General features: G+C 46.7%; 28 protein-coding genes and 1 pseudogene. 17 read left to right on the plus strand and 12 right to left on the minus strand.

Going from position 1 to position 24,285, the window contains the following annotated elements; translation table 11 throughout:
* The first annotated feature begins 119 nt into the window (after positions 1-119).
* The 3 genes from CW370_RS18540 (at position 120) to CW370_RS18550 (ending at position 2,369) form a co-directional block, all read left to right on the plus strand.
* On the plus strand, positions 120-566 hold the full coding sequence (locus CW370_RS18540) for a YfmQ family protein (RefSeq protein WP_003243426.1): 447 nt from the start codon (positions 120-122) through the stop codon (positions 564-566).
* Between the two features lie 124 nt (positions 567-690).
* On the plus strand, positions 691-1,113 hold the full coding sequence (locus tag CW370_RS18545) for a MerR family transcriptional regulator (protein WP_014476107.1): 423 nt from the start codon (positions 691-693) through the stop codon (positions 1,111-1,113).
* 65 nt (positions 1,114-1,178) lie between these two features.
* Positions 1,179-2,369, plus strand: a complete 1,191-nt coding sequence (locus CW370_RS18550) for an MFS transporter (RefSeq protein WP_015252583.1) — start codon at positions 1,179-1,181, stop codon at positions 2,367-2,369.
* A 34-nt stretch (positions 2,370-2,403) separates the two neighbouring features.
* On the opposite strand, the pseudogene CW370_RS21625 reads toward CW370_RS18550, so the two are convergent.
* A pseudogene (locus CW370_RS21625) lies at positions 2,404-2,566 on the minus strand (GNAT family N-acetyltransferase); the annotation flags it as partial.
* Between the two features lie 97 nt (positions 2,567-2,663).
* On the opposite strand from CW370_RS21625, the gene CW370_RS18560 reads away from it, so the two are divergent.
* The gene (locus CW370_RS18560; RefSeq protein ID WP_080262654.1) at positions 2,664-2,819 is read left to right on the plus strand and encodes a hypothetical protein; all 156 of its coding nucleotides are present in this window, start codon (positions 2,664-2,666) and stop codon (positions 2,817-2,819) included.
* Positions 2,820-2,937: 118 nt separating this feature from the next.
* Here CW370_RS18560 and CW370_RS18565 read toward each other — a convergent pair whose 3' ends face one another.
* Entirely contained in the window at positions 2,938-4,494 is a 1,557-nt protein-coding gene (locus CW370_RS18565) for an ABC-F family ATP-binding cassette domain-containing protein (protein WP_014476110.1), read from the minus strand.
* Between the two features lie 172 nt (positions 4,495-4,666).
* Here CW370_RS18565 and CW370_RS18570 point away from each other — a divergent pair, with 172 nt between their 5' ends.
* Positions 4,667-5,797, plus strand: a complete 1,131-nt coding sequence (locus CW370_RS18570) for a DEAD/DEAH box helicase (RefSeq protein ID WP_015715493.1) — start codon at positions 4,667-4,669, stop codon at positions 5,795-5,797.
* Positions 5,798-5,865: 68 nt separating this feature from the next.
* Positions 5,866-6,312: a GNAT family N-acetyltransferase gene (locus CW370_RS18575; RefSeq protein WP_024572932.1), complete on the plus strand. Its 447-nt coding sequence runs from the start codon at positions 5,866-5,868 to the stop codon at positions 6,310-6,312.
* A gap of 48 nt (positions 6,313-6,360) precedes the next feature.
* Here CW370_RS18575 and CW370_RS18580 read toward each other — a convergent pair whose 3' ends face one another.
* The 6 genes from CW370_RS18580 to CW370_RS18605 form a co-directional block, all read right to left on the minus strand.
* Positions 6,361-7,380 (minus strand): NADP-dependent oxidoreductase, encoded by a 1,020-nt coding sequence (locus tag CW370_RS18580; RefSeq protein WP_101169903.1) that lies wholly within the window; start codon positions 7,378-7,380, stop codon positions 6,361-6,363.
* A 104-nt stretch (positions 7,381-7,484) separates the two neighbouring features.
* Positions 7,485-8,285, minus strand: a complete 801-nt coding sequence (yfmF, locus tag CW370_RS18585; RefSeq protein WP_003233737.1) for a Fe(3+)-citrate ABC transporter ATP-binding protein YfmF — start codon at positions 8,283-8,285, stop codon at positions 7,485-7,487.
* Between the two features lie 12 nt (positions 8,286-8,297).
* Complete coding sequence (gene yfmE / locus CW370_RS18590; protein WP_003243506.1) at positions 8,298-9,299, minus strand: Fe(3+)-citrate ABC transporter permease YfmE; 1,002 nt, start codon at positions 9,297-9,299, stop codon at positions 8,298-8,300.
* Positions 9,296-10,297, minus strand: coding sequence for a Fe(3+) dicitrate ABC transporter permease FecD (gene fecD, locus CW370_RS18595; protein WP_015482945.1), 1,002 nt, complete (start codon positions 10,295-10,297; stop codon positions 9,296-9,298). Before fecD ends, yfmE begins: the two co-directional genes overlap by 4 nt.
* Positions 10,298-10,369: 72 nt before the next feature.
* Positions 10,370-11,317 carry a Fe(3+)-citrate ABC transporter substrate-binding protein YfmC gene (gene yfmC, locus CW370_RS18600; protein ID WP_024572848.1) on the minus strand — a complete coding sequence of 316 codons (948 nt, stop codon included), beginning with the start codon at positions 11,315-11,317 and terminating at the stop codon, positions 10,370-10,372.
* Positions 11,318-11,426: 109 nt separating this feature from the next.
* Positions 11,427-11,795 (minus strand): YfmB family protein, encoded by a 369-nt coding sequence (locus CW370_RS18605; RefSeq protein ID WP_003233730.1) that lies wholly within the window; start codon positions 11,793-11,795, stop codon positions 11,427-11,429.
* A gap of 242 nt (positions 11,796-12,037) precedes the next feature.
* Here CW370_RS18605 and CW370_RS18615 point away from each other — a divergent pair, with 242 nt between their 5' ends.
* From CW370_RS18615 to nosA, 10 genes are all read left to right on the plus strand, one after another.
* Entirely contained in the window at positions 12,038-12,385 is a 348-nt protein-coding gene (locus CW370_RS18615; protein ID WP_003233729.1) for a general stress protein, read from the plus strand.
* Between the two features lie 191 nt (positions 12,386-12,576).
* On the plus strand, positions 12,577-13,839 hold the full coding sequence (locus CW370_RS18620) for a pectate lyase (RefSeq protein ID WP_003244025.1): 1,263 nt from the start codon (positions 12,577-12,579) through the stop codon (positions 13,837-13,839).
* Between the two features lie 126 nt (positions 13,840-13,965).
* Positions 13,966-15,402: an anion permease gene (locus CW370_RS18625; protein ID WP_024572847.1), complete on the plus strand. Its 1,437-nt coding sequence runs from the start codon at positions 13,966-13,968 to the stop codon at positions 15,400-15,402.
* Between the two features lie 126 nt (positions 15,403-15,528).
* A complete protein-coding gene (yflR, locus tag CW370_RS18630) occupies positions 15,529-17,157 on the plus strand; it encodes a two-component sensor histidine kinase CitS (protein ID WP_024572846.1) in 1,629 nt (542 codons plus the stop codon).
* Positions 17,129-17,809, plus strand: a complete 681-nt coding sequence (gene citT, locus CW370_RS18635; RefSeq protein WP_038427522.1) for a two-component response regulator CitT — start codon at positions 17,129-17,131, stop codon at positions 17,807-17,809. Before yflR ends, citT begins: the two co-directional genes overlap by 29 nt.
* A gap of 2 nt (positions 17,810-17,811) precedes the next feature.
* On the plus strand, positions 17,812-18,771 hold the full coding sequence (locus CW370_RS18640) for a tripartite tricarboxylate transporter substrate binding protein (protein WP_029946126.1): 960 nt from the start codon (positions 17,812-17,814) through the stop codon (positions 18,769-18,771).
* Between the two features lie 26 nt (positions 18,772-18,797).
* Positions 18,798-18,923: a hypothetical protein gene (locus CW370_RS21735; protein WP_003233716.1), complete on the plus strand. Its 126-nt coding sequence runs from the start codon at positions 18,798-18,800 to the stop codon at positions 18,921-18,923.
* 43 nt (positions 18,924-18,966) lie between these two features.
* A complete protein-coding gene (gene citM / locus CW370_RS18645) occupies positions 18,967-20,268 on the plus strand; it encodes a citrate transporter CitM (RefSeq protein ID WP_003242978.1) in 1,302 nt (433 codons plus the stop codon).
* A gap of 54 nt (positions 20,269-20,322) precedes the next feature.
* Positions 20,323-21,117, plus strand: a complete 795-nt coding sequence (locus tag CW370_RS18650; RefSeq protein WP_101169904.1) for an MBL fold metallo-hydrolase — start codon at positions 20,323-20,325, stop codon at positions 21,115-21,117.
* A gap of 118 nt (positions 21,118-21,235) precedes the next feature.
* Positions 21,236-22,327 carry a nitric oxide synthase gene (gene nosA, locus CW370_RS18655; RefSeq protein WP_029946129.1) on the plus strand — a complete coding sequence of 364 codons (1,092 nt, stop codon included), beginning with the start codon at positions 21,236-21,238 and terminating at the stop codon, positions 22,325-22,327.
* On the opposite strand, the gene CW370_RS18660 is transcribed toward nosA, so the two are convergent.
* Positions 22,318-22,593, minus strand: a complete 276-nt coding sequence (locus CW370_RS18660; RefSeq protein WP_003243829.1) for an acylphosphatase — start codon at positions 22,591-22,593, stop codon at positions 22,318-22,320. The two genes, nosA and CW370_RS18660, sit on opposite strands and share 10 nt — an antisense overlap.
* A gap of 66 nt (positions 22,594-22,659) precedes the next feature.
* On the opposite strand from CW370_RS18660, the gene CW370_RS18665 reads away from it, so the two are divergent.
* Positions 22,660-23,325, plus strand: a complete 666-nt coding sequence (locus tag CW370_RS18665) for an MOSC domain-containing protein (RefSeq protein ID WP_024572946.1) — start codon at positions 22,660-22,662, stop codon at positions 23,323-23,325.
* Positions 23,326-23,365: 40 nt separating this feature from the next.
* Here the strand turns inward: CW370_RS18665 and CW370_RS18670 are convergent, their stop codons facing one another.
* The 3 genes from CW370_RS18670 to CW370_RS18680 all read right to left on the minus strand — a co-directional run bounded on the left by CW370_RS18670 (position 23,366) and on the right by CW370_RS18680 (position 24,236).
* Positions 23,366-23,503, minus strand: a complete 138-nt coding sequence (locus tag CW370_RS18670) for a YflJ family protein (RefSeq protein ID WP_003233704.1) — start codon at positions 23,501-23,503, stop codon at positions 23,366-23,368.
* A gap of 156 nt (positions 23,504-23,659) precedes the next feature.
* On the minus strand, positions 23,660-23,815 hold the full coding sequence (locus CW370_RS18675) for a hypothetical protein (RefSeq protein ID WP_003244572.1): 156 nt from the start codon (positions 23,813-23,815) through the stop codon (positions 23,660-23,662).
* Between the two features lie 106 nt (positions 23,816-23,921).
* Positions 23,922-24,236 (minus strand): DUF3243 domain-containing protein, encoded by a 315-nt coding sequence (locus CW370_RS18680; RefSeq protein WP_003242951.1) that lies wholly within the window; start codon positions 24,234-24,236, stop codon positions 23,922-23,924.
* Between the last annotated feature and the right edge of the window lie 49 nt (positions 24,237-24,285).

The following is a 24,285-nucleotide window of genomic DNA, read 5'->3' on the forward strand; positions in this document are numbered from 1 at the left end:
GCGTGGCCGCAGCAGGCCGCGCTTTTTTTCACATAATGGACAAAAACGAACCGGCCTGCTTATGTTAGGATAAAATTGTGTGTCAGCGGCACATGGAAAACTAACGGAGATGATGAAGTATGACATGGGCGATCGTGATGTTAATTCTCATGAGTCTGGTGAAAATCGTATTAACCTGTCTTCCTACAGGCGTCATAGAATGGCTGCTCGGCAAATTTGAAGTGCACGCCAAGCTGAGTGACGAAAATGCGAGTCTCTCTCTAGATGGAAAACGCCTCGAGGGTGCAGAGAAGCAGAAAGTGATTGATCAATTTAACGAAGCTATCTTCCTGGAAAAATATTATATCTATCCAGGTGATGAAGAGCGTTATTTACATCCGGAAAACGGCGGCACGCCGCTGGTGATAGATACAAAAAAAGGAAAAAAAGACGTGAAGCTGTTCGTGTACCGCTACGACGACCATATCGACGTCGTGAAACAGTACAAGAAGAAAGTGATCGCGTATCGAGTGCTTTCTGAAAGCCTTCAAAAAGAGTCTCTGTCAGTGGCGGGAAGTTTAGCTTAAACAGGAAAGTGAAAGACGGGTGCTTTATGCTGCTCGTCTTTTTTATTGTTTTTTAAAACTTAACGTTTACGTTAAGGTTCAAAAGGTGTATAATGGTAACAGAAACGGCGAAGGGGGATTTACCTTGGAATGGATGAAGATTGATCAAGTGGCCAAAAGAAGCGGGCTGACAAAGCGGACCATCCGGTTTTATGAAGAAATCGGCTTGATTCCGGCGCCGAAACGGACAGACGGCGGTGTAAGGCTTTATTCAGAGGATGATATGGAGGAGCTTGAGAAAGTCATCAGCACAAAAGAGGTGCTCGGTTTTTCCCTTCAGGAGCTTCAGCATTTCATGGAAACCAGCCGCCAGCTAGAGTTAAACAAAGAGGGGTATTTGTTGTCACTGGATCCTAAGGAACGGAAAGAAAAACTGGAGGAAATTCAGGAAACCCTGAATCACCAGCTGGATTTGATTGATGAGAAAATCCGCACATTCCAAAGCTTTAAAGAACGCCTGCAGGGCATGAAAAATAAAGCGGAACGCGCCATTCAATCAATCGAATGAAAAGTTTGCCAAACGCTATTTTTGTAGCGTTTCTTTTAATGGAATAAAGATGGAGGTCAGGTCAAATGGATAAGACAAAACAAGTGAATCAGAAAACAGGCTTGCTCAGCCAGCCGAAAGCGGTTTGGGCTGTCGCGTTTGCCTGTGTGATTTCCTTTATGGGAATCGGGCTGGTTGATCCAATTCTTCCGGCCATTGCCGCACAATTACATGCTTCACCTAGTGAAGTATCACTCTTGTTTACAAGTTATTTGCTTGTAACCGGATTTATGATGTTTTTCTCAGGAGCCATTTCCAGCCGCATCGGCGCGAAATGGACATTAATTCTCGGACTTATTTTTATTATTGTGTTTGCGGGGCTTGGCGGCAGCTCAAGCTCAATCGCTCAGTTAGTCGGCTATCGCGGCGGCTGGGGATTAGGGAATGCTTTGTTTATTTCAACAGCGCTTGCGGTCATCGTCGGCGTGTCAGTCGGCGGCAGCGCCCAAGCGATTATTTTGTATGAGGCCGCGCTCGGTCTCGGGATTTCTGTCGGGCCGCTTGCAGGCGGAGAGCTTGGAAGCATTTCATGGCGCGCACCGTTTTTCGGAGTATCTGTCCTGATGTTTATTGCGTTAATCGCGATTTCTTTCATGCTTCCGAAATTGCCGAAACCGGCGAAGCGCGTCGGTGTGTTTGATGCGATGAAGGCGCTCAAATATAAAGGCCTTTTAACAATGGCGGTATCGGCATTCTTATACAACTTTGGATTTTTTATTTTGCTTGCTTATTCTCCGTTCGTTCTGGATTTAGATGAACACGGTCTTGGATATGTCTTCTTCGGCTGGGGCCTTCTGCTGGCGATTACGTCAGTCTTTACGGCGCCGCTCGTGCACAAAGCGCTGGGCACAGTGCGTTCCTTGGTCGTTCTCTTTATCGCCTTTGCGGCCATTCTCGTTATTATGGGGATCTGGACAGACCATCAGACTTTGATTATTACATGTATTGTTGTCGCTGGTGCTGTCCTCGGTATGGTGAATACGATCATGACAACCGCTGTGATGGGTTCTGCGCCGGTTGAACGTTCAATCGCGTCTTCAGCCTACAGCTCAGTCCGCTTCATCGGCGGCGCGCTCGCTCCGTGGATTGCAGGAATGCTGTCAGAACATTTCACTGCAAGCACACCATATACAGTAGGCGGAATCGTCGTTTTTGTCGGCATGCTTGTCCTTCTCATGGGACGTAAACATCTTGCTGGAATTAAGGCGGGGCATTAATAACGAAAGACACTGCGCATATGCAGTGTCTTTTTTAATCGTGGAATTTCCCCATTACTACCGTATTATAGTAATTTCCGTCAGAAAGCAATTTCTCCTTTTTTAAGATTCCTTCTGCTTCAAATCCTTTCGTTTGTTTCCAGGACATTCAGTGAGATTTTTTTAATTCCGTTGGCATCCGCTTCGGTCAGGCATTGATGCGGCTGGGATTTATCTTGCAGAAGCTGAGAATGTGTCCGTTCATTTACGATTGCCATTTCAGTGATGGTTCATGCTGTAGAGGGGACGTTTGCCATGGATAAGGCAAAACCTGACGAATATGATCAGAAATGTTTAGAAACGCTCTATCAATACATACACAGCGTCATGAAAAACAGCTTTTCTCGGTCGAGTGGTTTACCGCTTGGGCAGATGAGGAGGATTTTGAGCTGTCTGCCAAAAGAGAGCTGACACTTGATGAATTCACATCTCCATTGCAGCTCATTTTAAAAGACAGAGAGCTTTTGAGAATCGTTCAGAAAAAATGGCAGTAAAAAACCCGCCCTTTAGCAGCGGGTTTTTTTATAAATTAAAGCACTTTCGTCGTCCAAGACTCGCAGTTCCACGTTTCTGTCGCAATATCCATATAAAAGTCTGGCTCGTGGGAAATGAGCAGAATGGAGCCTTTATATTCTTTCAGGGCGCGCTTGAGCTCTTCCTTGGCATCGACGTCCAAGTGGTTTGTCGGCTCATCGAGCACCAGCAGGTTTGTTTCTGAGTTGATTAGCTTGCACAATCTGACTTTCGCTTTTTCGCCTCCGCTTAATACGGAGACGCGGCTTTCGATATGCTTTGTCGTCAGTCCGCATTTTGCCAGAGCGGCACGGATTTCATACTGCGTATAAGAAGGGAATTCGCTCCATACTTCTTCGATGCACGTATTGTTGTTTGTTTCCTTGACCTCTTGCTCGAAATAGCCGGTATAGATGTGCTCACCGCGTTCTACAGAGCCTTCGAGCGGCTGGATTTCGCCAAGCAAACTTTTCAGCAACGTCGTTTTTCCGATCCCGTTTGCGCCGTAAAGGGCGATTTTTTGGCCGCGTTCCATGCGAAGGTTGAGCGGACGGGACAGCGGGGAATCGTAACCGATCACGAGATCCTTTGTTTCAAAAATCAGCTTGCCTGACGTTCTCGCCGGCTTAAAGTGGAATTCCGGCTTTGGCTTTTCTGCCGCAAGCTCGATCATATCCATCTTATCGAGTTTCTTTTGGCGGGACATCGCCATGTTTCTCGTGCTGACACGCGCTTTGTTGCGGGCAACGAAATCCTTCAGCTCCGCGACTTCCTGCTGCTGCTTTTTGTAGGCCGCTTCAAGCTGCTGTTTTTTCACCTCGTAGACTTCCATAAACTGATGGTAGTCGCCGACATAGCGTGTCAGCTCTTGATTTTCAACGTGATAAATCAGGTTGATGACGCTGTTTAAGAACGGAATATCGTGGGAAATCAGGATGAACGCGTTCTCGTATTCCTGCAGGTAGCGTTTCAGCCATTCAATATGCTGTTCATCAAGATAGTTGGTCGGCTCATCGAGAAGCAGAATTTCCGGCTTTTCAAGGAGCAGCTTAGCGAGAAGGACCTTTGTGCGCTGTCCGCCGCTCAAATCGGTGACATCTCGCTCTAATCCGATATCGCTCAAACCGAGACCGCGGGCGATTTCCTCCACCTTGGAATCAATGACATAAAAATCATTGTTTGTCAGCGCGTCTTGAATGACGCCGACTTCTTCAAGCAGCTTTTCGAGCTCGTCGGGATCAGCCTCGCCCATTTTGTTGTAAATCTCGTTCATTTCCTCTTCCATCGCAAATAAATAATGGAATGCGTCTTTCAGGACGTCGCGAATGGATTTTCCTTTTTCCAGCACGGTATGCTGATCAAGGTATCCGACACGGACATTTTTTGACCATTCGACTTTTCCCTCATCAGGTTCAAGCTTTCCGGTAATAATATTCATGAAGGTTGATTTTCCTTCACCGTTTGCGCCGATCAAGCCGACGTGCTCGCCTTTTAACAGGCGGAAGGAAACGTTATTAAAAATGGCCCGGTCCCCGAAGCCGTGGCTTAAATCCTTTACAGATAAAATACTCATGTTTACACCTCTATCGTTATCAAACACGCACAATCAGCGTGTAATATTCACCCTTTTGATTATAAAGGAGGATTCGGAATGTTGAAAGGTATAGGAAAGAAAAAGAAAAATTGCGTTCCGGGCGAGGTTTTGAGATACTATGGAATAGATTTCAGGAATTGAGGAGAACAAAATGACGCAAACTTGGCCATTTTTACATAATGCACAATCATTTATACAAGAGAATTGGAATGCTTCCGGCTTTCAAACGCCAACCCCTGTTCAGGAGCAGGCAGCCCAGCTGATCATGGACGGAAAGGATGTCATCGCGGAATCGCCGACAGGCACAGGCAAGACGCTGGCGTATGCGCTGCCGGTCTTGGAGCGGATCAAACCAGAGCAAAAGCATCCGCAGGCTGTGATTTTAGCGCCTTCCCGTGAGCTGGTCATGCAGATTTTTCAGGTGATTCAGGATTGGAAAGCGGGCTCAGAGCTGCGCGCGGCTTCCTTAATCGGCGGGGCGAATGTGAAGAAGCAGGTCGAAAAGCTGAAGAAACATCCGCATATCATCGTCGGCACGCCAGGCAGGGTATTTGAACTGATTAAAGCAAAGAAACTCAAAATGCATGAAGTGAAAACGATTGTACTTGATGAAGCGGATCAGCTTATCCTGCCGGAGCATCGCGAAACGATCAAACAAATTATTAAAACGACATTAAGAGACCGCCAGCTTCTATGTTTTTCCGCGACACTCAAAAAGGAAACAGAGGATGTGCTCCGCGAATTGGCGCAAGAGCCTGAGGTGTTGAAGGTACAGCGAAGCAAGGCGGAGGCAGGGAAAGTGAAACATCAATACCTGATTTGCGACCAGCGCGACAAAGTGAAGCTGCTGCAAAAGCTGTCAAGGCTTGAAGGCATGCAGGCACTCGTATTTGTGAGAGACATCGGCAACCTGAGTGTATATGCGGAAAAGCTGGCATATCACCACGTTGAACTCGGCGTTTTGCACAGTGAAGCGAAAAAAATGGAGCGGGCAAAAATCATTTCCGCATTCGAAGACGGAGAGTTTCCTCTTTTATTGGCGACTGACATTGCCGCACGCGGTTTAGACATTGAAAACCTGCCATACGTGATTCATGCTGATATTCCTGATGAAGATGGCTATGTCCACAGATCAGGACGAACAGGCCGGGCCGGAAAAGAAGGCAACGTGCTGAGCCTTGTGACGAAATTGGAGGAATCAAAGCTGAAAAAAATGGCGAAGAAGCTTGGTGTTGAGCTGAGTGAAGCTGTGTATGCAGGCGGAAAACTGAAGACGAAATAAAAAGGAGGGCGGAAAGCCCTTCTTTTTTGTTGTAAAATAATAGAAAAGATTATGCGCGGGGTGGGAAGATGGTTTCAATAGACAGGTTTCAAGCAGTGAAGAAGTCAGAGCTGAAAATCCTTAAACACTGGTTTGAAAATGAGGATACTAGACGGAGAATGGATGGGATGCTGCCATTAGATGAGTGGTATGCACGAGTAAATAAAGATAAACACTATACTGTCATCATGGCGTATGATGGACAGCTGCCGGCAGGGATGGCCGTTATTGAGTTCGGGGAGGAGCGGACGTATATTGGATTGATCGTCAATCCCTTGTACCGGCTTCAAGGGTACGGAAAACGGATATTGCAAAAACTGCTGACCGAACCTGATTTTACTAGCGTACGGGAATGGGTGGCATGCATTGAAGAAGACAATCGAATCAGTTTAGCTTGCTTTCAAGCAGCAGGATTCACTTTGGAAGATACGGAACCTGATGAAGATGGTTTTCTTACGCTGATTCTTCGCAGCTGACCTCATCTAAACACATAAGGAGGGCAAAAAGCCCTCCCGATTTCATCTTCAGCTCGGATCGCTGACCTTGATCAGCTGTTTCCCTTTATTTTCTCCCTTAAATAAACCGAGAAACGCGTCAGGAATGTTTTCGAAGCCTTCTGTGATGGTTTCCTCGTAATGGAGTTTACCAGCCTTCAGCCATTGGGCCAGCTGTTTTGCTCCCTCAGAAAAACGATCGGAGTAGTCGCTAACGATAAACCCTTGCATCAGCGACTTTGTTTTAATGAGTTTTGATTGAACACGAGGGCCCATGTCATCTGCTTCGCTTTCTGCGTTATAGGAAGAAATGGCGCCGCACACCGGAATGCGGGCAAATTCATTGAGCAGGTTCATGACCGCGTCTGAAATCGGTCCGCCGACATTGTCAAAATACACATCGACACCGTCAGGACAAGCGTTTTGAAGCGCTTTTTGGATATCATCCGCTATTTTGTAATTGATGGCTTCGTCAAACTGCAGCTCCTGTTTTAAGTAGTCGATTTTTTCATCAGAGCCCGCGATACCGACAACTCGAGCGCCTTTGATTTTGGCAATTTGCCCGACTGTTGAACCAACGGCTCCCGCTGCTCCGGAGACAACCACGGTTTCGCCTTCCTTCGGGCGTCCGATGTCCAGCAATCCGAAGTATGCTGTTAAGCCGGTCATTCCCAAAATGCCGAGATAGGCCGAAGCGGGAGCAAGGCTTGTATCAATTTTTCGCAAGGCAGACTCGCTCACAGCGGAAAATTCCTGCCAGCTGAGATTTCCGATGACGATATCGCCTTTTTTCAGATGATTTCCGTCTGACACAACTTCAGCGATAACCCCGCCAGAAAGCGCTTCATCTAAAGCGAACGGCTCAACATATGACTTCGTATCCTGCATACGGCCGCGCATATAAGGGTCAACCGATACATAAAGCGTTTTGACAAGCACTTCCCCTTGCTTGGGTTCAGGAACCGGAATGGTTTCAAAGCGAAAGTCTTCATGAACAGGAATACCTTGTGGACGTCTTGCTAATTGAATTTGCTGCTGAGATGCTGTCATTTTCATCCTCCTATCACTTGGTTGACACCACTGTAACATGGACAGGAGAGGAAATACAAAAGGTAAGCTGGCATACAAAAAAGGAGAGGGGGCTCCTCTCCTTTTCATTTCGCCCGTAATTTCGGGCACAGTCCCGTCGGCAGGCACATTGGCTTCTGGTCGATCGGGCTTCTCATGATGCAGCATTCCAAGCCGAAGACTTCACGGAAAAATGGCTGGGTGAACACATCTTCCGGTGTTCCGGCATTGTATATTTTTCCGTCCAGCACACTGATCAGATAGTCAGCATATTGAGCGGCTTGGTTTAAATCATGGAGCACCATGACAACGGTGCGGCCATGGTCGCGGTTCAGCTTTTTCAGCAGTTCAAGCACTTCAATCTGGTGTGAGATGTCTAAATACGTGGTCGGCTCATCAAGCAAAAGCAAATCAGTGCCTTGCGCAAGTGCCATGGAAATCCAGGCTCTTTGTCTTTGGCCGCCTGAGAGGGCATCAAGTGTCCGATCCTTCAGTTCAATCATGCCCGTTGCTTCCAGTGCCCACTCTACCATGTCATGATCCTCTTGGGTATGCTTGGATAACAGCTTTTTGTGAGGATGTCTGCCAAAATAGCATAATTCCTCTACCGTCAATCCTTCAGGAGCCTGAGGAGATTGTGGAAGAATGGCCAGTTTTTTTGCGACTTCTTTTGATGGCTGGCGGTGGATGTCTTTTCCTTCTAGTAGCACTGTACCGCTTTTTGGGGCCATCAGCCTGGCGAGCGATTTGAGGATTGTTGATTTACCGCAGCCATTAGCGCCGATGAGCGCAGTGATTTTTCCTTCTTCTATCTTTAAATCGACTCCGTCAATAATCACTGTACTGTCATATGAAAGAGTGAGCTGGTCTGCAGCCAGTTTTCCCATGGTATCCTCTCCCTACTGTTTCCTCGCTTCGAATTTCAATAAATATAAGAAATAAGGCGCGCCGATCACGGCTGTCAGTATTCCGGCAGGTATTTCAACCGGAGGCATGATGCCGCGCCCTAACGTATCTGCAATTAATAATATAATAGCACCAATCAATGCCGATGCAGGCAGTAAATATTTAGCTTTTTCTCCGGTAAGCCGTCTGGCGATATGCGGAGCAAGCAAGCCGATAAAACCGATTGAGCCGACGACGGCTACACAGCTTCCCGCCAGCGCCACCGCGGTGAAAATCAGGATGAATCTCAGCCGGTTTGCGTTTTCTCCGAGACCCTGTGCAAGCTCATCCCCGAGTGACATAAGATCCAGCTTCGGTATGAGTATGCAGACGATCGGAAAAAGAATCAAAAGCCATGGCGCAAGCAGCTTGACTTCCTCCCAGTTTCTTCCCCAGAGGCTTCCTGTCAGCCAAATGAGTGCAGCATTCACGTCGCCTGGAAACTTGACCATCATATATTGCATTCCGGCGTGGCAGACCGCGCCTAAAGCAATGCCTGATAAAGCCAGTGAAGAGGGCTGAATGCTCTTTTTTCGGGCTATCATTAATAATAGTACAGCAATAATGGCGGCTCCGGCAAATGCGGAGAACGGAAGCACGTATACCGGCGACTCAGGAAAGATGAGAATCACAGCCATCGCCGCAAGTCCGGAGCCTTTTGAAATGCCGACAACGTCCGGGGAAGCGAGCGGATTTCGGATCACACCCTGTAAAATCGCTCCGGCAGCGGCAAGCCCAGCACCGGCCAAAATCGCTAATATGATGCGGGGCAGACGATATTGCTGGATGATAAATTCAAAGGAATGATCCAGTCCCAGCAGATTCGTCACTACCGCATCAGGTGAAATGTATAATGCACCGATTCCAATGCTGATGACGGACAGAACGATCAAAATCACGGCCAATATAAGTATCGCCAGCAAGGGGCGTTTTTGTTTTCTGGTTGTTTTCTTCATTTCAGATGCCGCCCTTTCCTTGCCAAATATAAGAAAAACGGCGTTCCGATAATCGCGGTGACAATGCCGACCGGTGATTCATAAGGAAATGCAATCCATCTGGCCAGAACATCTGCGTACACCAGCAAAATGGCACCGAACAGTGCCGAAAACGGAAGCACGTATTGATAATGTTCTCCGATCAGCTTGCGGACAATATGCGGGACGAGCAGCCCGACAAAGCCAATCGGCCCGGCGACGGCTACGGAAGCGCCGGAAAGGATTAAAATAATCAAACTGATCAGAATCCGGATGCCGTTCATATTTTGTCCAAGCCCTTTTGCTGTTTCGTCTCCGAGACCGAGAACAGAAACAGAACCGGAAAATACGAGGGCAAGCCCGATGCCAATGACAGAAAACGGAGCGATGGTTATGACGTCCTGCCAGTTGCTGCCGTCGATTGCGCCTGTCATCCAGTACAGAACATCCTCACCTGACTCATTTAAAATAATGATGGCCTGTGTCATAGAGGAGAGGAACAAGTGCACGGCCATTCCTGACAGCGCCAGCTTGACAGGTGTCATTCCGCCGGATGAGGCAATCATATACACAATCGCGCCGCCTGCTGCCGCACCCGCAAAAGCGAATATAACAGATGAATAGGGCGATGCCGGCAGAATGACGAGAGAAGCAACGACAAAAAGCGATGCACCCGCATTCACACCGAAAATTTGGGGTGAAGCCAGAGGGTTTCTGGTCATAGCCTGCATCAGCGCCCCTGCTACAGCTAGGCTGGCGCCGACAAAAACGCCGATTAATGTGCGGGGAAGGCGAAGAGTAGAGATGATGAGCTGTTCCTTTGAACCGTCCCATACAAAAAGATATTTCAATGAATCTATGATGCCGATGTCTGAGGCTCCTACTGAAAGATTCAGCCCAAGCCCAAATATAAAAATAATCAGTGCAATGATGAACATCATCAGTCTTGATGATGAGCGCCGTTTGGCTGAATGATACAACAGTCTCACTTCCTTACTGCGTCTGGTTGCAAAAACGAAGAAGCAAGGATTTCCCCTCGCTTCTCATTTGTCCTATTTATTATACACTTTTTTAAGCACATCTTTGGCGCTTGTTTCACTAGACTTGATGCCTCTGAATCTTGTCCAAGTGTCACGGTCCGCATCATAGACTTGTCCATTTTTCACCGCTTTGAGATTTTTCCAGAGCGGGTTCGTTTTCCACTCGTCTACAATGGTTTTACCTTCGTTGGCTGAGATGAACAAAATATCAGGATCGATTTTGCTCAATTGCTCGAGGCTGACCTCTTGATAGGCGTTATCTGACTTCACAGCGTGTGTAAAGCCTAGCATTTTAAAGATTTCTCCGTCATAGGATGATGATGTATGAAGCTGGAAGGAATCCGCTCTTGCAACGCCGAGAACAATGTTGCGGTTTTCATCTTTCGGAAGTTCAGCTTTTAGATCGTTGATGACTTTTTTGTGATCGGCAAGCTTTTCTTTTCCTTCATCTTCTTTATTTAATGCTTTAGCAATGGTCGTAAAGCTGTCGATCGTTTCGTCATATGTCGCTTCACGGCTTTTTAATTCAATCGTCGGGGCGATTTTTTTCAGCTGTTTATAAATGTTTTTATGGCGCTCAGCGTCAGCGATGATTAAATCAGGCTTCAAGGAACTGATGACCTCAAGATTGGGTTCGCTGCGTGTGCCTACAGATGTGTAATCAATGGAGCTGCCGACAAGCTTTTTAATCATATCTTTTTTGTTGTCATCGGCGATGCCCACCGGCGTAATGCCGAGATTGTGAACGGCATCCAAGAATGAAAGCTCAAGCACAACCACCCGCTTAGGTGTGCCGCTTACTGTCGTTTTTCCTTCTTCGTCATGGATCACTCTGGAATCCTTAGACTTGCTTTCGCCGCTTCCGTTGTTATTCTGGCTTGATGAACAGCCGGATACAATGAGGCAGGCGAGCAATAAAACACTCATGATGGCAATCAACTTGTTAGAATAGGTGCGCATGTCATTCTTCCTTTTTTCAGATTTAGTAATGAGAATCATTATCACATGTAACACTATAATAGCATGGCTTATCATGTCAATATTTTTTTAGTAAAGAAAGCTGCGTTTTTTACTGCTTTCTCATGAAAGCATCATCAGACACAAATAAGTGGTATGCAGCGTTACCGTGTCTTCGAGACAAAAACGCATGGGCGTTGGCTTTAGAGGTTTCGAACATATCAGCAGTGACATAAGGAAGGAGAGTGCTGAGATAACCGGACAATTTCTTTTCTATTTCATCTGTTAGTGCAAATTCAATGTCGCCGATATTCATGATAATCGAGAAAACAAAGTCGATATCGATATGAAAATGTTCCTCGGCAAAAACCGCAAGCTCGTGAATTCCTGGTGAACATCCGGCACGCTTATGGAAAATCTGTTTGACTAAATCACTCACAATCCAAGCATTGTATTGCTGTTCTGGTGAAAAATATTGCATTAGACATACCTCCTGCTCGTACGGATAAAGGCAGCGTTTCATGGTCGTGTGCTCCGTGCAGCGGCTTCTCTTTAATTTTGACTTTTCTGAAAATGGTCCCGTTCCTATCACTTTACCATGGACGGAAAATAAATAGCTACTACCATTCTTCCTGTTTTTCTTTTCAATGTTCTGGAATCTGTTTCAGGTACAGACGATCGGGTATGAAAGAAATATAGAAAACATGAAGGAGGAATATCGACATGAAACCAGTTGTAAAAGAGTATACAAATGACGAACAGCTCATGAAGGATGTAGAGGAATTACAGAAAATGGGTGTTGCGAAAGAGGATGTATACGTCTTAGCTCACGACGATGACAGAACGGAACGCCTGGCAGACAACACGAATGCCAATACGATCGGAGCCAAAGAAACAGGTTTCAAGCACGCGGTGGGAAATATCTTCAATAAAAAAGGAGACGAGCTCCGCAATAAAATTCACGAAATCGGTTTTTCTGAAGATGAAGCCGCTCAATTTGAAAAACGCTTAGATGAAGGAAAAGTGCTTCTCTTTGTGACAGATAACGAAAAAGTGAAAGCTTGGGCATAAAGCAAGGAAAAAACCAAAAGGCCAATGTCGGCCTTTTGGTTTTTTTTGCGGTCTTTGCGGTGGGATTTTGCAGAATGCCGCAATAGGATAGCGGAACATTTTCGGTTCTGAATGTCCCTCAATTTGCTATTATATTTTTGTGATAAATTGGAATGAAATCTCACAAAATAGAAAATGGGGGTACATAGTGGATGAAAAAAGTGATGTTAGCTACGGCTTTGTTTTTAGGATTGACTCCAGCTGGCGCGAACGCAGCTGATTTAGGCCACCAGACGTTGGGATCCAATGATGGATGGGGCGCGTACTCGACCGGCACGACAGGCGGATCAAAAGCATCGTCCTCAAATGTGTATACCGTCAGCAACAGAAACCAGCTTGTCTCGGCATTAGGGAAGGAAACGAATACAACGCCAAAAATCATTTATATCAAGGGAACGATTGACATGAACGTGGATGACAATCTGAAGCCGCTTGGTCTAAATGACTATAAAGATCCGGAGTATGATTTGGACAAATATTTGAAAGCCTATGATCCTAGCACATGGGGCAAAAAAGAGCCGTCGGGAACACAAGAAGAAGCGAGAGCACGCTCTCAGAAAAACCAAAAAGCACGGGTCATGGTGGATATTCCTGCAAACACGACGATCGTCGGTTCAGGGACTAACGCTAAAGTCGTGGGCGGAAACTTCCAAATCAAGAGTGATAACGTCATTATTCGCAACATTGAATTCCAGGATGCCTATGACTATTTTCCGCAATGGGATCCGACTGACGGAAGCTCAGGGAACTGGAACTCACAATACGATAACATCACGATAAACGGCGGCACACACATCTGGATTGATCACTGTACATTTAATGACGGTTCGCGTCCGGACAGCACATCACCGAAATATTATGGAAGAAAATATCAGCACCATGACGGCCAAACGGATGCTTCCAACGGTGCTAACTATATCACGATGTCCTACAACTATTATCACGATCATGATAAAAGCTCCATTTTCGGATCAAGTGACAGCAAAACCTCCGATGACGGCAAATTAAAAATTACGCTGCATCATAACCGCTATAAAAATATTGTCCAGCGCGCGCCGAGAGTCCGCTTCGGGCAAGTGCACGTATACAACAACTATTATGAAGGAAGCACAAGCTCTTCAAGTTATCCTTTCAGCTATGCATGGGGAATCGGAAAGTCATCTAAAATCTATGCCCAAAACAATGTCATTGACGTACCGGGACTGTCAGCTGCTAAAACGATCAGCGTATTCAGCGGGGGAACGGCTTTATATGACTCCGGCACGTTGCTGAACGGCACACAGATCAACGCATCGGCTGCAAACGGGCTGAGCTCTTCTGTCGGCTGGACGCCGTCTCTGCATGGATCGATTGATGCTTCTGCTAATGTGAAATCAAATGTTATAAATCAAGCGGGTGCGGGTAAATTAAATTAAGAAAGTGAAAAACACAAAGGTTGCTAACCTTTGTGTTTTTTAATTAATTAAAATGTTTATTAACTTAGTTAAGGAGTAGAATGGAAAAGGGGATCGGAAAACAAGTATATAGGAGGAGACCTATTTATGGCTTCAGAAAAAGACGCAGGAAAACAGTCAGCAGTAAAGCTTATTCCATTGCTTATTACTGTCGCTGTGGGACTAATCATCTGGTTTATTCCCGCTCCGTCCGGACTTGAACCTAAAGCTTGGCATTTGTTTGCGATTTTTGTCGCGACAATTATCGGCTTTATCTCCAAGCCCTTGCCAATGGGTGCAATTGCAATTTTTGCATTGGCGGTTACTGCACTAACTGGAACACTATCCATTGAGGATACATTAAGCGGATTCGGGAATAAGACCATTTGGCTTATCGTTATCGCATTCTTTATTTCCCGGGGATTTATCAAAACCGGGCTCGGTGCGAGAATTTCGTATGTATTCGTTCAGAAATTCGGGAAAAAAACCCTTGGACTTTCTTATTCACTGCTATTCAGTGATTTAATACTTTCACCTGCTATTCCAAGTAATACGGCGCGTGCAGGAGGCATTATATTTCCTATTATCAGATCATTATCCGAAACATTCGGATCAAGCCCGGCAAATGGAACAGAGAGAAAAATCGGTGCATTCTTATTAAAAACCGGTTTTCAGGGGAATCTGATCACATCTGCTATGTTCCTGACAGCGATGGCGGCGAACCCGCTGATTGCCAAGCTGGCCCATGATGTCGCAGGGGTGGACTTAACATGGACAAGCTGGGCAATTGCCGCGATTGTACCGGGACTTGTAAGCTTAATCATCACGCCGCTTGTGATTTACAAGCTGTATCCGCCGGAAATCAAAGAAACACCGGATGCGGCGAAAATCGCAACAGAAAAACTGAAAGAAATGGGACCGTTCAAAAAATCAGAGCTTTCCATGGTTATCGTGTTTCTTTTGGTGCTCGTGCTGTGGATTTTTGGCGGCAGCTTCAACATCGACGCAACCACAACCGCATTGATCGGTTTGTCCGTTCTCTTATTATCACAAGTTCTGACTTGGGATGATATTAAGAAAGAACAGGGCGCTTGGGATACGCTCACTTGGTTTGCGGCGCTTGTCATGCTCGCCAACTTCTTGAATGAATTAGGCATGGTGTCTTGGTTCAGTAATGCCATGAAATCATCCGTATCAGGGTTCTCTTGGATTGTGGCATTCATCATTTTAATTGTTGTGTATTATTACTCTCACTATTTCTTTGCAAGTGCGACAGCCCACATTAGTGCGATGTATTCAGCATTTTTGGCTGTCGTCGTGGCAGCGGGCGCACCGCCGCTTTTAGCAGCGCTGAGCCTCGCGTTCATCAGTAACCTGTTCGGGTCAACGACTCACTACGGTTCTGGAGCGGCTCCGGTCTTCTTCGGAGCAGGCTACATCCCGCAAGGCAAATGGTGGTCCATCGGATTTATCCTGTCGATTGTTCATATCATCGTATGGCTTGTGATCGGCGGATTATGGTGGAAAGTACTAGGAATATGGTAGAAAGAAAAAGGCAGACGCGGTCTGCCTTTTTTTATTTTCACTCCTTCGTAAGAAAATGGATTTTGAAAAATGAGAAAATTGCCTGTGAAAAATGGTATGATCTAGGTAGAAAGGACGGCTGGTGCTGTGGTGAAAAAGCGGTTCCATTTTTCCCTGCAAACAAAAATAATGGGGCTGATTGCGGCTCTGCTGGTCTTTGTCATTGGTGTGCTGACCATTACGTTAGCCGTTCAGCATACACAGGGAGAACGGAGACAGGCAGAGCAGCTGGCGGTTCAAACGGCGAGAACCATTTCCTATATGCCGCCGGTTAAAGAGCTCATTGAGAGAAAAGGCGGACATGCGGCTCAGACGCAAGAGGTCATTGAACAAATGAAAGAACAGACTGGCGCGTTTGCCATTTATGTTTTGGACGAAAAAGGAGACATTCGCAGCGCCTCTGGAAAAAGCGGATTAAAGAAACTGGAGCGCAGCAGAGAAATTTTGTTTGGCGGTTCGCATGTTTCTGAAACAAAAGCGGATGGACGAAGAGTGATCAGAGGGAGCGCGCCGATTATAAAAGAACAGAAGGGATACAGCCAAGTGATCGGCAGCGTGTCTGTTGATTTTCTGCAAACGGAGACAGAGCAAAGCATCAAAAAGCATTTGAGAAATTTGAGTGTGATTGCTGTGCTTGTACTGCTGCTCGGATTTATTGGCGCCGCCGTGCTGGCGAAAAGCATCAGAAAGGATACGCTTGGGCTTGAGCCGCATGAGATCGCGGCTCTATATCGTGAGAGGAACGCAATGCTTTTCGCGATTCGAGAAGGGATTATTGCCACCAATCGTGAAGGCGTCGTCACCATGATGAACGTATCGGCGGCCGAGATGCTGAAGCTGCCCGAGCCTGTGATCCATCTTCCTATAGATGACGTCATGCCGGGAGCAGGGCTGATGTCTGTGCTTGAACAAGGAGAAATGCTGCCGAACCAGGAGGTAAGCGTCAACGATCAAGTGTTTATTATCAATACGAAAGTGATGAATCAAGGCGGGCAGGCATATGGGATTGTCGTCAGCTTCAGGGAGAAAACAGAGCTGAAGAAACTGATCGACACATTGACAGAGGTTCGCAAATATTCTGAGGATCTCAGGGCGCAGACTCATGAATTTTCAAATAAGCTTTATGCGATTTTAGGGCTGCTTGAACTTGGGGAGTATGATGAAGCCATTGATCTGATAAAAGAGGAATATGCGATACAAAATGAACAGCATGATCTTTTATTCCATAACATCCATTCGCAGCAGGTGCAGGCCATTTTGTTAGGGAAAATAAGCAAGGCATCGGAAAAGAAGGTCAAGCTGGTGATTGATGAGAACAGCTCACTCGCGCCTCTTCCTGCACATATCGGCTTGTCCCATCTTATTACGATTATCGGAAATTTAATTGATAACGCTTTCGAAGCTGTAGCGGAGCAAAGCGTGAAGGAAGTTTTGTTTTTTATCACGGATATGGGCCATGACATTGTCATTGAAGTATCAGACACAGGGCCCGGTGTGCCGCCAGAGAAAATAGAAGCTGTGTTTGAGAGAGGCTATTCTTCAAAGGGGATGGAGAGAGGCTACGGTCTGGCCAATGTGAAAGACTCAGTGCGTGAACTGGGCGGCTGGATCGAACTGGCGAATCAAAAAACTGGCGGGGCGGTATTCACTGTGTTTATACCGAAGGAGAAACAAAGGGGGAATCCATTTGATTCACATCGCGATTGCGGAGGATGATTTTCGAGTTGCGCAAATCCATGAGAGATTGATCAAACAGCTTGATGGATTCAAGATTATCGGCAAGGCGGCTAACGCAAAAGAGACATTGGCGCTTTTGAAGGGACACAAGGCTGATTTGCTTCTGCTGGATATTTATATGCCGGACGAGCTTGGGACCGCGTTGATTCCTGAAATACGAAGCCGATTTCCTGAAGTGGACATTATGATTATCACAGCGGCAACAGAAACCCGGCATTTGCAGGAAGCGCTAAGGGCAGGAATTGCCCACTATTTGATCAAACCCGTAACGGCTGACAAGTTCAGGCAGGTGCTGCTTCAGTATAAAGAAAAAAGGAAGCTGCTCATGTCTCAGCCGGAGGTCAGCCAATCCATGATCGACCATATTTTTGGGAACGGTGTGAAGACAGCTTTGCCGGCAGAGGATTTGCCGACTGGCATTAATTCGATTACACTGCGAAAAATTAAGGAAGCGCTTCAGACTGCGTCAGAAGGATTGACAGCGGAGGAACTTGGGGAAAAAATGGGGGCGTCACGAACAACTGCCCGCCGTTATGCCGAGTACCTTGTGTCAAAGGAAGAAGCAAGAGCCGAGCTTGAATACGGGATTATCGGCAGGCCGGAGAGAAAATATTATTTGGCGGCGGATTAGATATGAAAAAATCTATAATCCTATTGATTATTCTATTGATCTTTATGCAGGGTGATATCAGGCAGGCGGCTGCGCCGCGCCTGCCGGACGGGCCGATAGAAATTGTCGTCCCTGCCGAACCTTCTGGCGGCTGGGATGTCACAGCGCAGGCGATCCAATCTGTTTTGAGGCAGAAGCAGATCGTGAAGGGTGATGTTCATATCGTCTATAAATCCGGCGGCGGGGGAGAGAAAGGCTGGAAATATGTCAACAAAAGCAGCAAACAAACCATCAGCATGACGTCCAGCCTAATATTGAGCAATGATCTTCTCGGGCAAAGCAAATTAAAAATGGCCGATTTTACTCCGCTCGCCATTCTCTCCAAGGAATGGCAGACGGTTGCATTGCCAAAAGGATCAGCGTTAACAAATGGCAAGGATGTGCTGAATGAGATCAACATGCATCCCGGCAAGGTGAGAATCGGCTTTGCCCCGGGGTTTGGCAATGATGATCAGCTCTCGTTCGTCAGAGCGGCAGATATGTACGGCATTGACCCGTTTGACATTCAATTCTCACAGTATGACAGCAGTGAACAGCTCATTCAGGCGCTGATCAGACATGAGATAGAAGCAGCTTCCATGACCCTTTCTGAAGCGAAACCATATGAACGAAACGGCGATATCACGTTAGCCGCTGTAACGTCTGATAAAAGACTTCCCGGTTTTCCAAATGTACCGACGTGGAAGGAGCAGGGAATCCCGTTTGTTTTTTCTCATTGGAGAGGGATTTTGGGCCCGAAAAATATGTCTGAGGAAGAGATTTCTTACTGGGATCAAGCGCTAAAGAAGGTCACCTCTTCACCTGAATGGAAGCGGAAAATAAACGAACAGGACTGGGAAAGCTTTTATTTAAACAGCAGGGAAACGAAACGGTTTTTAGAAGAGCAATCTGCTTTTTATCAAAGCATCATGACAGGAAATTAAGATCCCGGCATCCCGGGATTTTTTTCATGCCGAAAATTGATCAAAAAGAACAAAACGGTTTTAAAAAATTAAAAATACAAAAAAACCAAATTATTTACTTGCGGTTGGTTTTCCCATACGATGGCAAAAAGGCAAGACAAAAAGGGGAGTAAGGGAGAAAAAAATGTAAGCGGATTCATTTAAGGGGGAATGGATGTGTTAGCAATCTTAGGCTTTCTCATGATGCTTGTGTTTATGGCATTGATCATGACAAAACGGCTTTCTGTTTTAACAGCATTGGTTTTGACGCCGATTGTGTTTGCACTTATCGCCGGATTTGGATTTACTGAAGTTGGGGACATGATGATTTCGGGGATTCAGCAAGTCGCGCCGACTGCGGTCATGATTATGTTTGCGATCTTATATTTTGGAATTATGATTGATACAGGCCTGTTTGATCCGATGGTTGGCAAAATTTTAAGCATGGTCAAAGGAGACCCTTTAAAAATTGTTGTTGGGACAGCGGTTCTTACAATGCTCGTCGCCTTGGACGGAGATGGCTCGACAACGTACATGATTACGACAAGCGCCATGCTTCCGCTCTATTTGCTGCTAGGCATCCGGCCAATTATCCTTGCGGGAATCGCGGGAGTCGGCATGGGAATCATGAACACGATTCCATGGGGTGGTGCGACGCCGAGGGCGGCGAGTGCGCTGGGGGTTGATCCAGCTGAGCTTACAGGTCCGATGATTCCTGTTATTGCAAGCGGGATGCTTTGTATGGTGGCGGTTGCGTATGTGCTTGGAAAAGCGGAACGAAAGCGCCTTGGTGTGATTGAACTGAAACAGCCAGCCAATGCCAATGAACCGGCGGCTGCGGTTGAAGATGAGTGGAAGCGGCCGAAACTTTGGTGGTTCAATTTATTGTTAACGCTTTCTTTAATAGGATGTTTAGTATCGGGTAAAGTCAGTTTAACCGTACTGTTTGTCATTGCGTTTTGTATTGCGCTGATTGTGAATTATCCCAATCTCGAGCATCAGAGACAGCGCATCGCGGCGCATTCCAGCAACGTGCTGGCTATCGGTTCAATGATTTTTGCCGCGGGGGTGTTCACGGGGATTTTGACAGGCACGAAAATGGTTGATGAAATGGCGATCTCGCTCGTGTCCATGATACCGGAACAAATGGGCGGATTGATCCCGGCGATTGTTGCCTTAACAAGCGGCATTTTCACATTCTTGATGCCGAATGACGCGTATTTCTACGGGGTGCTGCCGATTTTATCAGAAACAGCTGTCGCATACGGTGTGGATAAAGTGGAAATTGCCAGAGCCTCTATTATCGGCCAGCCGATTCATATGCTGAGTCCGCTTGTGCCATCCACTCATTTGCTTGTCGGACTCGTCGGAGTTTCTATTGATGACCATCAAAAATTCGCATTGAAATGGGCGGTTCTCGCAGTGATCGTCATGACGGCTATCGCTCTATTGATCGGTGCGATCTCTATTTCCGTATGATAATTCAGGCGTAATGACACACACTAACGGCATCAACATTCCGGAGGTGTCATTATGAGTGATCCTTATATGCCGCTGACTTCAGTCAGAAGCGGAGCGGGGTTCGAAGCGGCAAAAGGGGTGCACGGCCTGACTGTGCAAATTGCGAATGTCTATTTTATTCAGCTGCCTTCTGAACCTCACTCATTTGTTTTAATTGATGCCGGCATGCCTCAATCAGCCGGCATGATTGTCAATGAAGCCAAACAAAGATTCGGTGAAGGGTTTCAGCTGAAGGCGATTATCCTCACACACGGGCACTTTGACCATATTGGGGCAATCGAAGAGATCCTTGAGCATTGGGATGTGCCTGTTTATGTCCATTCTCGGGAAATGCCTTATGTAACAGGTAAAGAGGATTATCCTCCGGCTCGTCCTGACAGCAAGAGCGGGCTGGTCGCCAAGCTGTCGCCGCTGTTTCCGCGGCACTCCATCGATATTTCCTCACATGTCCAGGCACTGCCGGAAGACGGTTCAGTTCCTTTTCTTGACGAGTGGATGTGGATCGCGACACCAGGACACACGCCGGGCCATATTTCGTTATTCCGCGATGACGGCCGCGTGCTTGTGGCAGGTGATGCTGTTATTACAGTGGAACAGGAGAAAATGGCTGACGTCTTGATACAAAAACAGGAGCTTCACGGGCCGCCGGCTTATTTCACGCCTGACACAGAGACGGCCGCGGAGTCCATTCTAAAGCTGGCCGGTCTTGAACCGGAAGCGTTATTGACAGGGCACGGCATACCGATGACCGGCAAAAACTTTCGAAGTGACTTAACTGAATTGGCAAATCGGTTATCGTCTATTTGACACCCGCACCACGCGGGTGTTTTTTATTGTTTTCCAGGAAGTTGCAGAAAAATCATTTGTCTTGCCGCTTAAAAACGATACAATGAAAAGCATGAAGTGATGTGAAGGGGAGAGTTTGTTGGAAGAAAAAGAAATACTCTGGAACGAAGCGAAAGCGTTTATTGCCGCATGCTATCAGGAATTGGGAAAGGAGGAGGAAGTGAAAGACCGTCTCGAGGACATTAAAAGTGAAATTGACCTGACCGGAAGCTATGTACATACGAAGGAAGAGCTAGAGCACGGAGCGAAAATGGCTTGGAGAAACAGCAACCGCTGCATCGGCAGATTGTTCTGGAATTCGCTGAATGTTATCGACAGACGAGACGTCCGGACGAAGGAGGAAGTGCGTGACGCCCTCTTTCACCATATTGAAACCGCCACCAATAACGGGAAAATCAGACCGACCATTACGATTTTCCCTCCGGAAGAGAAGGGTGAAAAGCAAGTCGAGATCTGGAATCATCAGCTGATCCGGTACGCTGGATATGAGTCAGACGGAGAAAGAATCGGCGACCCGGCTTCCTGTTCCCTGACAGCAGCCTGCGAAGAGCTCGGCTGGCGGGGAGAGCGAACGGATTTTGACCTGCTGCCGCTCATTTTTCGCATGAAAGGGGGCGAACAGCCTGTCTGGTATGAGCTGCCGCGTTCACTTGTGATCGAGGTTCCAATCACACATCCCGACATCGAGGCGTTTTCTGATTTGGAGCTGAAGTGGTACGGCGTGCCTATTATTTCTGATATGAAGCTTGAGGTCGGGGGCATTCATTATAATGCCGCGCCATTTAACGGCTGGTATATGGGCACGGAGATCGGAGCGAGAAACCTCGCAGATGAAAAGCGGTACGACAAGCTCAAAAAAGTAGCGTCCGTGATCGGCATCGCCGCTGATTACAATACGGATTTATGGAAGGATCAAGCGCTAGTTGAATTGAATAAAGCTGTGCTGCACTCGTATAAAAAGCAGGGTGTCAGCATCGTTGACCATCATACAGCGGCAAGCCAGTTTAAACGGTTTGAAGAACAGGAGGAAGAAGCGGGCAGAAAGCTGACGGGGGACTGGACGTGGCTGATTCCGCCAATTTCACCCGCTGCCACTCATATCTTCCACCGCTCCTATGATAACTCAATCGTTAAGCCGAACTATTTTTATCAAGATAAGCCTTATGAGTAAACAATAGAAAATCGATGATGGCCTTCAAGGCTGCGGGATTCAGTCACAGAGATGTCGGTAACCTTTGAGAAAGGGCTTCCGTTCTTTACAGCCTCAACAAACGATTGCAGGGCGTTTTCCGGCCCCTCTGCCAAAATCTCGACACGCCCGTCATCACGGTTTTTGACCCAGCCGGCCAGTTTTCGCTTATCAGCTTCCATTTGAACAAAATAGCGAAAGCCCACACCTTGAACCCGGCCGTCTACAATGATTCGGTATTGAAGCATGTAAAAACCACCTTTTCTTTTTATGATAATCAATCATTTTACAACCTGTAAAGGGGATGTGTTTGTATGAAACAAGAGCGCTATTCAGTTCTTTCTCTTAATCTGGGAAAACCGCAGACGCTTGAATATGACGGAAAGAAAATCGAAACCGGCATCATGAAGCGGCCGGCTGAATCAGCCGTCATGCTGTATCGGGAGAATTTTGAAGGAGACGGACAGGCGGACCTCGTCAACCACGGCGGACCTGATAAGGCTGTCTGTGTCTACCCGGCGGAGCATTATCCGTTTTGGGAAGAGTTCCTTTCAAGACCGCTGTCAAATGCCGCATTTGGAGAAAATCTGACGGTCGCGGGCCTGACTGAGGAGAATGTTTGCATCGGGGATGTGTTCAGGCTTGATGAAGCTGTTGTTCAGGTCAGCCAGCCGCGCCAGCCGTGTGTAAAGCTGGCGAAAAAGTTTGGTGTAAAAGAAATGGTGCTGAAGGTCCAGCAAACCGGCTATACAGGGTTTTATTTTCGCGTGCTGGAGGAGGGCAGGGTGTCTCCCGGCGCGAACCTTGAATTGCTGTCCAGAGGAGAGAAGGGCATATCCGTCCAGTTCGCCAACTGCATCAACTACCATGATGCAAAAAATCTCACCGCCATTGAACGGATTTTAAGTGAGGCTGCACTATCGGAAAGCTGGAGAGCGTCCTTTATGAAAAAAAAGGACAGGCTGCAGCCGGTTGAATAGAAAAAAGCCGCGCATATCAACGTGCGCGGCTTTGCCATATTTAAGATTGTTTTTTCTTTGATTCAAGCAGGTTGGCAAGAAAATAGGTTTTATAGCTTTGAAGCTTTCTTCCTTCATGGTGCGTGATCCCCTGCTTTTTTAGTTCTGCCACATACCAGCCTTTACTGCCGTAATGCATGTCAGAAAACTCCTTTCCCTATCTGATTTCGAAACGATTGGCATTGTAACATCTATAAAAAGATGCTGAAAAGAGATGCGGGGAAAACTGAGCCTTTCGCACTAGATGTACGAATGTTCTTCTGTATGTATATGCGGAGCAAAAGCCGAATATGATTTAATGGCCGGTTAGTTTGATCATGACAACGCCAAATGTCATAATGGCGAAAACAATGCCGATATATGTGAGCATCCCGTTTTTTTTCTTAACGCCGTAAACGGTCATAATGATGCCTTCAATGAAAAAAATGATGCCGAAAATAATAAACCACATGCAGATAAAGGCTCCTTTCACAGACATAATAGTAGTGTAGCATATCTGAAAGAGCCGGGCTGTGACAATATCAAGAAAGCCGGGCGCATATCGCCCGGCTCATGTTTTATTGTTTATCAACCAATTTGACCAGAAGCTGTGCCAAATGTTCTTTCTCATCTTCGTCTGCAACGCTCCAAAGCTCTTGCAGCAGCATTTCTTCACCGTTTTGCGGCTCTTCATGCTTTGCGAGGTAGTCTCCCAGGATCGCAGCGCTTTTTACAAGCTTGCCGTCATCCAATCCCAGCTTTTTGCCTCGGTTGACTTGTTTTTTCAGGTAGCCTTTAAATTCCTCAAAGTCTTTTAAAATGTCTTCTTTTATTGTGCCATGCATCGCGTTCATTTCGTTTTCAATTTGGATTTTTTCTTGATCTCTGTTCATTGCAAGACCTCCTCGTGCAGAATAATGATGTTTTACCTGCTATTGGAGG

This window comes from Bacillus sp. SN32, assembly GCF_002837495.1.
Taxonomy (GTDB): Bacteria; Bacillota; Bacilli; order Bacillales; family Bacillaceae; genus Bacillus; species Bacillus subtilis.